The following is a 13861-nucleotide window of genomic DNA, read 5'->3' as shown; positions in this document are numbered from 1 at the left end:
TTCCTTTTCGTTATAATAGTATTCTTCAGAGTTGTATGATAAGGTGATTAAAGTAAGGAGGAATACACATTGCAATTATCGATTTCAAAGAAAGCAGCCATATTATATAAAAAAGAAATGGATCTTCAAAAAGGGGATTCATTGCGTCTATATGTTCGAATTGGAGGAGTCGGTTCTGGTGGATTTTCAGTAGGCGTTATGAAAGATAAACCGAACCAATTTAGCTATACTGTTGAACAGGAAGGGATTATTTTTTTTGTTGAGGAAGATGATTTTTGGTACTTTAACGGGATGGACATCGATTATAGTGAGGATTTAGATTATATTCATTTTGAACATGCTACACTAGAACATTTAGAGCATCCTGAACATCGTTAAGCTGAATGTAACCCATTATTGAGATGTACTCATAATGGGTTTTTCAATTTTTATTCGTCTTTGTCACGATGTTTTTTGGCTTCCGATAACTGATGGTCTGCTTTAGTAATAAACTCCTCAGCCACTTCTAAAAAGCTGTCATCTAGTCCAGTTTGGTGAGAAATTGCATGACGAAGCTGTTTTTTTGCATCTGAAATGGCATTTGTTGCTGCATTTAATTGGCCTTCATCCATTGTTCGAGTAGCTTGTCCTACCATATGCTCGGCAGACAAAATAGCCATTTCTACTTGTTTGAGATCATTATATTCTTGATTTTTAGACATCCCTCATTCTCCTTTCATACAAGAATATCTTCCCCAACTTTTTTAACTCCATTCAAGATAGAAATTGTTCATAATTTTATTATGTAAACTATCGATCTAAAAAAGATCAAAGCAATAACCACTTAATGAATTATCGTTTTGATCCTAGATTGTATATACCAATATGCTACGTTATTTATTTTTTGGTGGCCTTGGCCCGAAAAACTGATAATAGTCTACCTTTAAATTCCCATTATATAGCTTTCGCTTTTTTGAAGCTTTCCGGCCAAATAGAGATTCAAAACCTTCATGTGAAGTTAGCATATAGATCGACCATGTCTCTAGTTTTTCACACATCTTCCCCATATCTTTATACATTTGCTCTACTTCGGGGCGTTCCATTAAACGTTCCCCGTATGGTGGGTTTCCAATCATAACCCCATAATCTTTTGAGCTTGTAAAATCTTTTACTTGCATTTGTTTAAATGAAATCAAATCGGCAAAACCAGCTTCCATCGCATTGTTTTTTGATAATTCTACACTACGATGATCGATATCACTCCCTAAAATATCAAGCGGTTTGTCATATTGAGCTAGATCCTCAACCTCTTGTCTAGCGATATTCCAGTTATCTTTTCCGATCCAATGCCACTCCTCAGAAACAAATTCACGATTGAAACCAGGAGCAATATTTTGTCCAATCATGGCCGCTTCAATTGGGATCGTACCTGAACCACAAAATGGGTCAACTAGAGGCCGATCAGCTTTCCATGTTGTAAGCATAATCATAGCAGCAGCTAATGTTTCTTTTAAAGGAGCTTCATTATGCAAATAACGATAGCCACGTTTATGTAAGCCAGTCCCAGATGTGTCAATTGTTAATGTTGCTACATCTTTATGGAGGGCAACTTCGATTCGATATAAAGGTCCATTTTCGTCAAACCAGCCTCTTTTATATCGTTTTTTCATTGCTTCTACTACTGCCTTTTTTACAATCGCTTGACAATCTGAGACGCTAAACAATTTTGATTTAACCGATTTTCCGATAACGGGGAATTCAGCATGGACTGGTATAAACTCTGCCCAAGGTAAAGATTTTGTTTTCTCAAATAATTCATCGAATGAATATGCTTTAAATTGCCCAATTTGAAGCTTTACACGGTCAGCTGTTCGTAACCATAAATTCGTACGAGGGATCGCTGATATATCGGCCGTAAACGTTACTTTTCCATTTTCAACTTCAACGTCTTCATATCCTAGACTCTTCACTTCTCTAGCAACCAACGCTTCCAAGCCCATTGTAGCAGTTGCTATTAATGTTACTTTCGTCATAACGAGCTCCTTTTTTTGAGTTAGTTCTTAATCATAAATATATCACTATTATTTTCCAGGATCCAACCTTATAAAAAAAGCCCCATAATGGGGTTTTCTTACATCTTATAAGCATTCGATAAGCCATGTTCTGTACCTTTGTACTACAAACGGTGATGAGCCTCGTACTCCGGTGGTAATCATCTATCTACAAGGGATTACCTTGTCCTTCTCTTGCGTTCATTTCCGCTTAAGAAGATGCCCCTACCAAATTTGGGTTTCTCGCTCGAGGGGTTTACCGCGTTCCACTCCAAGCGTTTCCGATTGGACTACGTCACTGTGGCACTTTCAAAGGCTCACACCATATCAGATGACTTAGGTGCTTCCCTTGCCGTTAGCCTACAAGGCTACCCTAGCTTATGACTTCGCTAGGCACGAACACTACGGGCATCTCAGCCCGTGCGAGCATGGACTTTCCTCTACATTGTCATGCAGCGATTACCTGAATGCTTATTGTTATGTCTTAAGCGACAATCTTCATTATACCGTTTATAACACCAGTAAGCAATATGAAATTATTTCCGTTTTTTTTGTATGGCTTGTCTAGCTAATTGGTCAGCTTGTTGATTTTGTTTACTCGGTATCCATTTAATAAAAAATAAATCAAAATCACTTTCAATAATAGACAGTGCTTCTTTTAAATCATGTTGGTATGTCTTATTATTGATATACTTTTTTTCAATTGCATCCTCAATTAACTTTGAATCCGTTCGAAAAGAAGCCATTCTAATTTGTCGTTCTCTACAGAGCTTTAATGCTAATAATAATGCTGCGAATTCGGCTTCGTGATTAGATATGTTGCCTAAATAAGATGAGTGGTGTTCAACATTCCCATTTTTATAATTAATGAAAACACCTGCACCAGATGGCCCAGGATTTCCCGCACTTGCTCCGTCTATATAAACCTCAACCATTATAATTTATTTCCAAATACCGCTTTTTCTAGATTAGAAAGCCTTTGTAAAATATCATAATTCGTACTTCCCACTGGTTGTGAAGGTGCTTGTTTCTGTCTTTCAGCTGTTTTCTTTAACTCACGTTTAAGTTGAAGGTTTTCTTCTTCTAATAGTTTGACTTTCTTTTGAAAAATCTCATAATCTTGAATAATAGCATCTAAAAATTTGTCCACTTCATCTGCATTGTAGCCACGCATACTCGTTTTAAAATCTTTTTCTAAAATTTCTTTTGGCGTAAATTTAATTTCGTGGTTCATCTCTTTCACCTCATCTTTTTTGTTCATTCATTTATATATGTATGATAATTCATTCCATTCATATCATCTACAAATTTAAAAGCAGGAGCAACTAGCAAAATAATCTCTCATTGTTTATCTTATTGTATTATATAGATGTTATTATTTATTTTTTCAAAAATTTGTTCAGTTGTCAATTTTCATCTATATTCTCATGATCCATTGCTGTCAACATTTGTTCTTCATGTATGATTTCATTAATATCATATGCTGTAATTAATAGTAGCTCTATTTCCCTGTTATATTCCATCTTCTTAGCTATTTCAAACATGTACCGGGGGGAACCTTGATTTTCTTCATCGTAAAATAATAGTAGTCCATCAGATTTCTGTAAAAGAAATTGGTTTTTTTGCATTAATTGCTTTGGGTGTTCATAAGGCCTTTTTGATATACTATCTATAAAATCAGCACGTTCCGTTATTGATTGATAATATTGCTGTGTTTCTTCCTTCCAATGGCTTTCTTGTTGTAAATACGGGGTTAATATCGCGATTTTCAATTCACTGAATTCTGATTTTAATGTATAAACCACTTCGGCTGCCCATAATTCAACTCCAAGTTGTCCACTAATCAGTACCCATTCTAGGCCATTTTCACATAAAGCACGTAATCGGTTTTCTAACGCTTTCTTAATATATGTAATGGCAATATGATTTTGATCAAAAATTCCTAATTCATGGGCTTTATATCCAGAAACTGTTACAATTTTCATTTTTATCACACCTTTTAAAGAAGAAGCGAACTGATTTTCAGCTCGCTTCGAACTTAAACATTAACGACATTTGCATCCTTTATGACCATGTCCTGCTCCATGTCCTGCTCCATATCCTGGACCAGATTGTGCACCTGCTACTTGGCCGCCCATACCAGGGCCAAATCCAGGACCAAATCCTCCACCAAATCCAGGGCCAGATTGTGCACCTGCTACTTGATTGCCCATACCAGGGCCGAATCCAGGACCAAATCCTCCACCAAATCCAGGGCCTGTCTGTGCACCTGCTACTTGGCCTGGTGCAGCAAATTGCTGGTGAGAAATAGTATCATTTTGAGAAAAAGTATGTGGGTAGCTTTGAACATGCTTATACACATGATTTACTTGCTTATGCGTATGAGTCGGATATACTTCAGGTACGATATACTCACATGTTTTCTCAATGAAGTTTTGTTGAGCGGGTGCCACTTGAGCTGGCATTACCTGAGTCGTAGTTGGCAACTTACAATGTTTAGGTCTCGGTCTACAAAACATAGGAAACTTCCTCCTTTAATAGTTGATTCCATATAATCTATGTAATTCAACTAACGATTGTCCTAGTCAACTACCTATTTCTCGTGCCTAATATCCAACAAGAATTGATAATGCCGATTGACGTAGTTCAGTCATAATAATTACTGTTAAACAAATCATGATGAAAAATAAAAGTAATATTGCACGATGCAACCTCATTCACCTTCTCCTAAAAAAGCATATCAAGCGATTATCATTTTAATAGGATTAATGTGAAATGACAATTTCTTTTTAGAATTTACAAACACTTACCAATTTAATGATCGTTTTTTGAAAAAAATTGTTGATTTACCACATTTCTTGCGCTTGCCCTGGAAATATTCTTTTTCCTGTTTTTCTTTGCAAACGATCAATACGCTTTCGGATCTCTTTTGAATTTGTTCGTTTATATAGTTGTTCACAATAAAAAAGTGCATTTTCGTAATCTTTAAATTGGTGTTCTAATAATTTTGCAAGCTCAATGATTGCTAATTCGTGGTCCGGTTGTAATTTAACACACTGTTTGAAATAATGGACTGCCTCCAAATAGCTTTTTTTCTTTTTTAATAAGCTGGCATATGCAAATAAGCTTTTCATTTTTAAATCGCTTGTCTCTGTCAATAAACTTTGATACAAATTCATTGCTTGATCGGCTTCTCCAACAAATTCAAACCAACGTGCTATTTCAAACGTTTCTATACTTGTTGCAAAAGCGGAAGGCTTAATTATCTTCTGGCTTAAATGAATGTAAAGGCTCAAAAGAGATAGTACATCCCATTCATGATGCAAGAAAACAGACTGGACATATTCAGGGTTAGGATCATTTAAAAAGTCAAAATATAACATTGGGACGAGATAACTAGGTGTATCTGCTTCACGCATAAATTGTAATTCATGTTCTTCTACTACTTTTAATTGACAAGTAGGCAAGACATTTTTCCAAAGCCTACGTGCTGCATGTAATAGGTCAAAATGTCCAAAAGGAGGAAGTTTAGGAACATGCTCCTTAACAAATGTATGTCTCGTTTTAACCTGTGGCCAATCAAAAGCTTTTCCATTATACGTCACAAGGTACTTATCGTTACCAATATCATTTAAAAAAGCATTGTATAGTGCTACTTCTGCTTCAGGACCTGGAAGGAAATATTGTTTAACTAAAATGCCATTATCTTTAAATTGACAGAAGCCTAATAAAAAGATGGTGTTACCAGCCCCACCGCTTAAACCGGTTGTTTCTGTATCAAAGAACAACAGTTGATCTGCTCTTATCCCTTTAGTGGATAGTGGATGATCCACTTGCACTGATTCCCATAAGGCTATGGAATCCTGAAGCTGTTCAAATTTATATAATCCATGTTGTTGATCTAATGGGTAAAACGTTTCACGAATAAAAATGTAATGGCCGTCAAACCAATACGGATATACTCGAAAGTTCGTCCATTCCTGTTCGTACGGGATGACCGTATTCTGTTTTTGATCATGTAAACTTGTTTCTACTTTTTTTGTATTATTTAAGCCCATATGCCCTTTTAGACGATTTAGTTTTGCCTTCTTCATGATCACTCGTACCCACTTGTTAATAAGGCTAAGAACTGCTCGACTAATTGTTTTACTTTGTCATCATCAGTTGTGCCGATACATGCTGGACAACCAGTTGAACAGCGACAATTATTTAATAGATCAGCCGTCTGCCTAATAACGGTCCGAAAGTTGTTAAAAACCTCTTTAGCTAAACCAATTCCACCTGGATAACGATCATAGATAAAAATGGTAGGACAATTATTATGGTCTGACTTTAGTTGTGGGACAACATGCAAATCACGTTGATCGCACATGACGAAAACAGGAGCTATATGTTGGAGTAATTGTGCAATTCCTGACAAAACAGCATCAAGGCGTTTTTCGGAATAGCTTTCATACCATTTAGGAGAAAATTGAATCCACATCGCATTTGTATGCAATTCTTCTTCGGGAAGATGTATCGGGCCTGAACCAATTGTTTCAAATGTTGTAAGCTTTATTTTTTTAAATATAGTAGCTTTTGCATTTACCATTACATCCCCAAAGAAAGTCGCGATTTCTGGTGCTTGAAGATTTTCATCTTCCTCTAACACACGCAGCTGAACGGCTAAGTTAGCATCAGTAAAATAATCAACCGCAACATGACGTACAAACGCTTTTTTCTCTTCCCAGTCTAACAGCTCCACTTGATATTGTTCACCTTCGTGAAGATATATAGCTTCATCATGTAACAAAGTCATTGCACTAAACCGGTCCATTTCGCCAATAACCTTTTCCGCTCCTTGATTTGTTTGATCTATAATAATGACATTTTCTTGAGATGCAGATCGTAAACTTATTCCATGTGCAGGGAAAGCATCAGACATCCAATACCATTTATCAACACGATGATGTAGCACTTGTTCTTCTGCAAGAAAATCGAGAATTTCCTCAATATCATTGCCATCAAACAATTCGCCACGTTTGAAAGGTAATTCATATGCAGCACATTTTAAATGATCTACTAAAATAATTAAATTATCTGGATTAATACGTGCAGATTCGGGATTACGTTCAAAAAATAATCTGGGTTTGAGATAATATATTGATCTAGCGGAGACGAGCTTGCAACCATAATAATGACCGATTCATTTTGTCTTCTACCAGCTCGTCCAGCCTGTTGCCAAGCACTTGCGATAGTACCGGGATATCCTGTCATAATACACGCTTGCAATTGTCCAATATCAACACCTAATTCAAGTGCATTAGTGCTAACAACTCCCTTTATTTTGCCTTCACGTAATCCTTTTTCAATTTCTCTTCTTTGTTTTGGCAAATAGCCTCCACGATACCCACGTAATGATTGATCGGTAATCTCATTTTTCGTTAATGATTGCAAGTGACTTAAAATAAGCTCCACACGTACACGACTACGAGCAAATACAATCGTTTGGATATCGTTTCGCAGGAAATGCTTTGCTAGCATGTTCACTTCAGTTGTCGCACTTTTACGGATATTTAAAGGCTTATTAATAAGTGGCGGGTTATAAAAAATAAAAATGTTTTTTTCCACTGGGAGCACCATTATTATCAATTAACACAACTCTTTCGCCAATTAACGTTTCCGCTAATTCCTTTGGGTTAGCAATCGTTGCTGACGTACAAATAAAAATAGGCTCACTTCCATAATAACGGGCAATTCTTTTTAATCTCCTAATCACATTTGCCACATGGCTTCCGAATACTCCACGATATGTATGAAGTTCATCTATAACAATATATTTTAATTTCTCAAAAAGGATATCCATTTTGTATGATGAGGTAAAATAGCTGAATGTAACATATCAGGATTTGTAATAACTATATGACCAGCCTTTCGTACGGCTTGACGGATGTTAGGTGGCGTATCACCATCATAGGTATAACTTTTAATAGGGATTCCCATTTCGGCTATTAGCTCATTTACTTCACTCATTTGATCTTGTGCTAATGCTTTCGTTGGAAAAAGGTATAACGCCCTGCTTTCTTCATTTTCTGTTATCTCCTGTAAAACAGGTAAATTATAGCAAAGTGTTTTACCTGATGCAGTTGGCGTTACGGTGACGATATGGTTCTTATCTTGAATATTTTGATAAGCCTCGCCTTGGTGAATGTATAAAGATTGCATACCTCTGTTTTGTAATGCTTTTACGAGGTTCGAATTAAGACCGTTTGGAAAAGGAACAGTTTTTGCTTCTGTTGCAGTAATTTCATGCCAATGGACAATTTGTTCTTTATATTCTTCGTGAGTACGAAATTCTTCGAGTAATTGTTGTAAGTCTTTTTTAAACATCTAGTTCACCCCAATTCTATTTCTCTATTATAGCGAATGTTTGTTTGTGTGAAAAGTCATCTATTCTTAAAATCTACCTATATCTATTACAGTGCTTCTTCAAGCCACTTCTTTAGAATTGTTTCTTCCTTACATTATAAAAGCTTCATTTCTATCTAGTAAGATAGAAATGAAGCTAAAAAAACAATTGATCGCAGATAAAGACCGTTATAATGCCACCGAGAACAACAATCATTAAATTCATTCGCGATAAGGCAAGAACAACGGAAACGAGACCGCCGATAAACGCTGAGTATATATGGTCAACAGAATATAATATACCTGGAAAGATTAAACTTGCCAAAACAGCGTAAGGGACAAACTGCAAAAAACGTTGCAGAAAATGAGGTAGTTCCATAGAATGGAGATACACCATCGGTAACATTCGTGGAACATATGTAACAAGTCCCATAATGAGAACAAGAACGATATAAGTAATCAACTTACTTCCTCCTTTGGAAACAAAAATGCACCGATTGCTGCTGCAATAACAGTTGTTCCAATAATTTGTAAACCATCGGAAACGTTTATGAATAGTGGGACTACCCAATAAAACAATGAACTGACGATGATTGCAATTCCAACAACAATTGAAATTTCTTTTCCCTTCTTTAATGCGGGGACAAGCAAGCCGATAAACATGGAATAAAGAGCGATGCCCATACTAGATTGAACAGAAGCTGGAAGGCCAACTGCAAGGAAAACGCCAATCCAAGTCCCAACGTTCCAAGCGGAAAAGGTAATTAAGTTTAATCCTAGTAAAAATGTCGGCTGTAATTCCTTTTCTCGTTGTGTTGATGCGACACTAAACGTTTCATCTGTCACTCCAAATGCAAGGGTGGCAAGCATTTTTTCGATGTGTTTTAGGTAATCGCTGTGACAAGGACGCAGTCATAAGAAAGTGGCGAACATTTAATAAAAAGGTTGTAAAGACAATTTCCCAATAGGCTACTCCAGCCATTATTAAATTAATACCAATAAATTGACTTGCACCGGCAAATATAATGAGCGACATCATCAATGTAACAATGTCTGATATTTGTGCAGATTTAGCTAATAAACCAAAAGCGATGGCAATGGGAATATACCCGATAGCGACAGGTATACCTATTTTTAGTCCTTTTTTAAAGGGCGTTTCTATTTCTTTTTGTTCTGTTGTGGATGATTCATTCAAAATAAAGCCCCTCCCTCTATGTCTAATATAACATACTTCTATATGCTATAATAGATAAGATACTTATTGTACGGTCTATTTACAACAATAAATTGAGAAGGTGACGTTATGGAAGAAATTAATAAGCAAATTGCAACAAAATTAAAGTCATTTCGCAAATTTAAAGGACTTAGTCTAGAACAAACCTCTCATCTCACTGGAGTAAGCAAAGCAATGCTTGGTCAAATTGAACGCGGCGTTTCCAATCCTACTGTTTCTGTATTGTGGAAAATAGCTAACGGATTAAAGGTTTCCTTTTCAGAGTTTTTTGAAGAAGAGAAAGAAGAGGTTGCTCTTGTATCTTTTCAAGAAATTGAACCGTTATCTGAATCAAATGGACAATATAATGTCTACCCTATCTTCCCTTTTAAACAAGGAAAGCAGTTTGAGGTTTATACAATTAACTTACATCCACACAGTATCCATTTCTCTGAAGCACATCAAGGAGGAGTTGAAGAATATATTATCGTGACAGAAGGTACGTTAATTTTAGAGGTGAATCAAAGTCGTTATACCCTTTCTAAAAACGATGCTATTCACTTTAAAGCACATACTCCTCATGTATATCGCAATGAAAATGATACAGCAACTACGTTTCAAAACATACTGTATTATTCACCTACAGGAAAATAAAATTTCTTTCTTGATTGAATCACCATCTCAAATGATACAATTGCTAGGCACAATTCAAATGAACGAAAAAACATACTATTTTTGCTGAAATAGACATCCTCCATTAAATGTAAAGCAAATATCAATCTCGCAGGCGAAGTTTTGTGACTACGCATACAACAAAAACGAGTCATTTAATAATGTGTGTTATAGTATTAAACCATAAATAGAGCTGTCAAAAGAATTAGATCCATTGACAGCTCTCAAATGTTTAAACCCACCACATATCTGCAGGTTGTTCTCTTAATAGTACTTTTTGTAAATTGTCCACTGCACATTTAAATCCTTCATCAATTGACATTAAAGGATCTTCATGTTCAATGCTTACAACATAATCATAACCATATGTGCGTAATGCACTCATAATATTTGTCCATTCTTGGCTGCTATGACCTAACCCTACAGAGCGGAAATTCCATGAACGTGTTTGAATTTCGCCATAAGGCTGCATATCTGTTAAACCGTACATATTAACGTTATCTTGGTCAATAAACGTATCCTTTGCATGGAAATGATGAATGGCCCCTGCTTTACCAAGAATTTTAATTGCTGCTACTGGATCAATTCCTTGCCACCATAAATGACTGGGATCTAAATTAGCTCCAATCGCATCACATGTTTCTTCGCGCAACTTTAGCATCGTATATGGTGTATGTACGAGAAAGCCACCATGCAATTCTAGTCCAACTTTAATGCCATGTTCCTTTGCGAATGCTCCGGCTTCTTTCCAGTAAGGGATTAGCTTTTCTTCCCATTGCCACTTTAGGACATCACCATATTCGTTTGGCCAAGGTGCAACAGGCCAATTCGGGTATTTTGCTCCTTCATGATCTCCTGCTGCTCCCGAAAATGTATTGACAACGGGAACGCTTAACAGTTTTGCTAAACGAACCGTTTTCTTAAACGTTTCCTGGCACTCCTTCGCAAATTCTTTATTAGGTGAAATCGGGTTTCCATGACAACTAAATGCACTAATCGTTAAGCCGCGAGATTCAATTTTTTCCATATATTCTTTACGTTTTTCTTCACTTTCAAGCAACTCATCTAATGGGCAATGGGCATTACCAGGATAGCCCCCCGTACCGATTTCAACCGCGTCTAAGCCTGCATCTTTAACGTAATCTAACATCTCTTCAAAGCTTAAATTAGAAAATAAAACAGAAAACACTCCTAATTTCATCTTTTAACACCTCTCCTAATTTCAATCATAATTTGATTGCTTGTTTGTGTATGAAAACGATCCCAGATTTGCGTGTTAAAAAGAAACTCATCTACATCTAAAGAGTTTCGTTTTCATCGCATAGTATGCAATCGTTTACAATTACTATATAAGGTATAACAATATAAGTCAATGGATTGTAGGTAACTAATTAATGAAAAAGAAAAACGTTTCGTCTATTAAATAAAACCGAAACGTCTCCTCTATAAATTAATGGAATGTTTTATCGAATATCTCTTTTACTTTAGGAACGACGTATTTGCTTCCTCCACGATCCTCTACTTCCTCAATCATATAAGTTAGCAGTAGTTCTGGATTTTCAGAATTATAAGCAACAAACCAACCAGATTCTGCCCCATCGTCATTCTGTGTTAATTTATATTCAGTCGTCCCTGTTTTCCCTGCGATTGGCAATGAATTCATGTATGCAGCGTGTCCTGTGCCATTAGAATCTTCTACGACTAATTGTAATGTTTGATGAATTAGTGCTGCTTCTTCCTCAGAGATCACATCCTCAAGCCAATAAGTAGGCTCTTCACCTTGGAGTAATGTCGGTTTCACAATGTTACCATCGTTTACAAAAGCAGTGTACATTAATGATAAGTGTAATGGGTTTACAAGCATTTCGCCTTGTCCATAAGCTGTATCAGCTAATTGTAAATCACTTGAAATGCCTTCATTGGCGTAAGTCGAAGATCTCATCCCATAAGAAAAAGGAATTGACTCATTAAATCCAAATAGCTCTAGCCCGTCTGTAAATGACTCAGAGCCTAACTCCATTATAATTTGTGCAAAATAAATATTATCAGAGTATTTCATCGCACTATTTAGATCGATCGGGTGACCCGGATCTGTCACACGACGGACAAAATACTCACCCCACGATGAATCTTCCGGTTGCCACTGTCGGGACTGAATGTTTCGTTCATGACTTGGATCTAACCCTTCCTTTAAAGCAATGGCAGCAGTAATTGGTTTAATTGATGATCCAGGAGCAAAAGATTGTGTAAATCGGTTTGTAAATGGTCTGTTTTCATTTTGTTCCAAATCATCATATTCACCAGGTCTAAACCCGATAACAAATGAATTCGGGTCATACGTTGGTGCACTAACGAGAGAAAGCACCTCTCCTGTTTGCGGTTGAATCGCAACAGCCACACCTGCATCTTCTTCTGAAAATGAATCAACGATATTGCGTTGTAAGTTACTATCAATGGTCAAATGGACATCATCACCATTAACAGGGTCTTTCCGAGTAATAATGTCCTTTTCTTGGTCTTCTTCATTAACAACCGCAATTTCGACACCGAATTCCCCTCTTAACTGTTCTTCAAATACCGATTCAAGACCTGCACGACCGATAAGGCTATTGTCACTATAGCCTTCTTCTATTTTCTCTTCTAACTGATCTTCTGGGATGGCACCGATATAACCAGTTAAATGGGCAGTTACTTCTCTAAGTGGATATTCTCGTGTATCAAAAGGCAAATAACTGACTCCTGGAACGGTTTCTCGTAAATGCTTTACATAATCCTCCATGTCACTTCCAACGCTAATGAGTGGAACAAATGTATCATCACGCACCCAAGATTGACTTAACTTAGATTCAATAAACTCTTCGGATAAACCGAATTCATCTTCTAGAAAGGCAAAAGTATCCTCTTCAACCCCTTCCATACGACCTGGGACGAGTCCGATGTCATACGCCTGTCCATTAATGGCAAGACCAATACCATTTCGATCAAAAATTTCACCACGCTCAGGCATTTGATAACGAACTTGAATAGAATCCCCCTCACTTAACACTGGCAAAACTAAGGAATGGTCCCATTGTATCTCCCATTTATTGGATTCTCCGTTTTGTACAAGAAACATATTCTGTTCAAAATCAATAGAACCTGTAATGATTTCTAACGTTTGTACGAACGGCAAATACACTTCAGTTACATCCTTATCTCGTTGCTCTTTTTCTACATCATCTTGCAGAATGGGACTTTCCACATGAATATCACTTAGTTGGAGAGCATCATAAACTTCTTGATAAGCATTTGAAAAATCCTCTTGCGTTAGAGATGAACGAACATCCTCTGAGATCATTTCGTACATTTGCTCGTACTCTCCATCTAGCCAATGCCCCACATAAGCTTCAAAAACTTCTTCTGGAGTTGGATTCTGATTAGAGCAAGCCGCAATGAACAGAACAAGAATCAAACTTATACAACCTCTAAATAGTAGGTTTATTTTCATATTTTCTTTCCCCCCTCTTTGTTTGATAGTCAATATGAATACTTATTATGTATTTCTACACTATTATAACAA

The 13861-nt window shown here is 36.6% G+C and carries 14 protein-coding genes, 1 other RNA gene and 1 pseudogene; 2 read left to right on the top strand and 14 right to left on the bottom strand.

Annotated elements, in window-relative coordinates:
* Positions 1-69 precede the first annotated feature (69 nt).
* A complete protein-coding gene (locus JCM19034_RS02295) occupies positions 70-378 on the top strand; it encodes a HesB/YadR/YfhF family protein (RefSeq protein ID WP_062046934.1) in 309 nt (102 codons plus the stop codon).
* A 50-nt stretch (positions 379-428) separates the two neighbouring features.
* Here the strand turns inward: JCM19034_RS02295 and JCM19034_RS02290 are convergent, their stop codons facing one another.
* From JCM19034_RS02290 to JCM19034_RS23870, 12 genes and pseudogenes are all read right to left on the bottom strand, one after another.
* Positions 429-701, bottom strand: a complete 273-nt coding sequence (locus JCM19034_RS02290) for a DUF2564 family protein (RefSeq protein WP_062046932.1) — start codon at positions 699-701, stop codon at positions 429-431.
* 171 nt (positions 702-872) lie between these two features.
* Positions 873-2012, bottom strand: coding sequence for a class I SAM-dependent RNA methyltransferase (locus tag JCM19034_RS02285; RefSeq protein WP_062046930.1), 1140 nt, complete (start codon positions 2010-2012; stop codon positions 873-875).
* 114 nt (positions 2013-2126) lie between these two features.
* Positions 2127-2501: RNase P RNA component class B (gene rnpB, locus JCM19034_RS02280), an RNA gene on the bottom strand.
* A gap of 65 nt (positions 2502-2566) precedes the next feature.
* Positions 2567-2965, bottom strand: a complete 399-nt coding sequence (locus JCM19034_RS02275) for a reverse transcriptase-like protein (RefSeq protein ID WP_062046928.1) — start codon at positions 2963-2965, stop codon at positions 2567-2569.
* The gene (gene gpsB / locus JCM19034_RS02270) at positions 2965-3264 is read right to left on the bottom strand and encodes a cell division regulator GpsB (protein ID WP_062046926.1); all 300 of its coding nucleotides are present in this window, start codon (positions 3262-3264) and stop codon (positions 2965-2967) included. Before gpsB ends, JCM19034_RS02275 begins: the two co-directional genes overlap by 1 nt.
* A 172-nt stretch (positions 3265-3436) precedes the next feature.
* Entirely contained in the window at positions 3437-4015 is a 579-nt protein-coding gene (locus JCM19034_RS02265) for a DUF1273 domain-containing protein (protein WP_062046924.1), read from the bottom strand.
* A 60-nt stretch (positions 4016-4075) separates the two neighbouring features.
* The gene (locus tag JCM19034_RS02260) at positions 4076-4549 is read right to left on the bottom strand and encodes a CotD family spore coat protein (RefSeq protein WP_062046922.1); all 474 of its coding nucleotides are present in this window, start codon (positions 4547-4549) and stop codon (positions 4076-4078) included.
* Between the two features lie 327 nt (positions 4550-4876).
* Positions 4877-6124, bottom strand: coding sequence for a ribonuclease H-like domain-containing protein (locus JCM19034_RS02255; protein ID WP_062047341.1), 1248 nt, complete (start codon positions 6122-6124; stop codon positions 4877-4879).
* Positions 6125-6126: 2 nt separating this feature from the next.
* Positions 6127-8399, bottom strand: a pseudogene (locus JCM19034_RS02250) (DEAD/DEAH box helicase).
* 175 nt (positions 8400-8574) lie between these two features.
* Positions 8575-8880, bottom strand: a complete 306-nt coding sequence (locus JCM19034_RS02245; protein ID WP_082393685.1) for an AzlD domain-containing protein — start codon at positions 8878-8880, stop codon at positions 8575-8577.
* Entirely contained in the window at positions 8877-9287 is a 411-nt protein-coding gene (locus tag JCM19034_RS23875) for an AzlC family ABC transporter permease (protein ID WP_269431649.1), read from the bottom strand. The genes JCM19034_RS02245 and JCM19034_RS23875 overlap by 4 nt, the downstream gene beginning before the upstream one ends.
* The gene (locus JCM19034_RS23870) at positions 9253-9612 is read right to left on the bottom strand and encodes an AzlC family ABC transporter permease (protein ID WP_269431648.1); all 360 of its coding nucleotides are present in this window, start codon (positions 9610-9612) and stop codon (positions 9253-9255) included. Before JCM19034_RS23870 ends, JCM19034_RS23875 begins: the two co-directional genes overlap by 35 nt.
* A 108-nt stretch (positions 9613-9720) precedes the next feature.
* On the opposite strand from JCM19034_RS23870, the gene JCM19034_RS02235 reads away from it, so the two are divergent.
* On the top strand, positions 9721-10284 hold the full coding sequence (locus JCM19034_RS02235) for a helix-turn-helix domain-containing protein (RefSeq protein ID WP_062046920.1): 564 nt from the start codon (positions 9721-9723) through the stop codon (positions 10282-10284).
* Between the two features lie 250 nt (positions 10285-10534).
* On the opposite strand, the gene JCM19034_RS02230 is transcribed toward JCM19034_RS02235, so the two are convergent.
* A complete protein-coding gene (locus JCM19034_RS02230) occupies positions 10535-11503 on the bottom strand; it encodes a sugar phosphate isomerase/epimerase (protein ID WP_062046918.1) in 969 nt (322 codons plus the stop codon).
* 249 nt (positions 11504-11752) lie between these two features.
* Positions 11753-13789, bottom strand: coding sequence for a penicillin-binding transpeptidase domain-containing protein (locus JCM19034_RS02225; RefSeq protein WP_062046916.1), 2037 nt, complete (start codon positions 13787-13789; stop codon positions 11753-11755).
* Positions 13790-13861: the final 72 nt, after the last annotated feature.

It is taken from the genome of Bacillus sp. JCM 19034, from assembly GCF_001310635.1.
Taxonomy (GTDB): domain Bacteria; phylum Bacillota; class Bacilli; order Bacillales; family Bacillaceae_D; genus Halalkalibacter.
The sequence above is the reverse complement of the archived record's forward strand: the minus strand, read 5'-3'. Positions and strand labels throughout refer to the sequence as shown.

Bases quoted from the DNA above. Each gene is read 5' to 3' on its own strand.
- JCM19034_RS02225 (WP_062046916.1), bottom strand. From the start codon at position 13,789: ATGAAAATAAACCTACTATTTAGAGGTTGTATAAGTTTGATTCTTGTT.
- JCM19034_RS02290 (WP_062046932.1), bottom strand. From the start codon at position 701: ATGTCTAAAAATCAAGAATATAATGATCTCAAACAAGTAGAAATGGCT.
- JCM19034_RS02230 (WP_062046918.1), bottom strand. From the start codon at position 11,503: ATGAAATTAGGAGTGTTTTCTGTTTTATTTTCTAATTTAAGCTTTGAA.
- JCM19034_RS23875 (WP_269431649.1), bottom strand. From the start codon at position 9,287: ATGCTTGCCACCCTTGCATTTGGAGTGACAGATGAAACGTTTAGTGTC.
- JCM19034_RS02260 (WP_062046922.1), bottom strand. From the start codon at position 4,549: ATGTTTTGTAGACCGAGACCTAAACATTGTAAGTTGCCAACTACGACT.
- JCM19034_RS02285 (WP_062046930.1), bottom strand. From the start codon at position 2,012: ATGACGAAAGTAACATTAATAGCAACTGCTACAATGGGCTTGGAAGCG.
- JCM19034_RS02255 (WP_062047341.1), bottom strand. From the start codon at position 6,124: ATGAAGAAGGCAAAACTAAATCGTCTAAAAGGGCATATGGGCTTAAAT.
- gpsB (WP_062046926.1), bottom strand. From the start codon at position 3,264: ATGAACCACGAAATTAAATTTACGCCAAAAGAAATTTTAGAAAAAGAT.
- JCM19034_RS02275 (WP_062046928.1), bottom strand. From the start codon at position 2,965: ATGGTTGAGGTTTATATAGACGGAGCAAGTGCGGGAAATCCTGGGCCA.
- JCM19034_RS02265 (WP_062046924.1), bottom strand. From the start codon at position 4,015: ATGAAAATTGTAACAGTTTCTGGATATAAAGCCCATGAATTAGGAATT.
- JCM19034_RS02235 (WP_062046920.1), top strand. From the start codon at position 9,721: ATGGAAGAAATTAATAAGCAAATTGCAACAAAATTAAAGTCATTTCGC.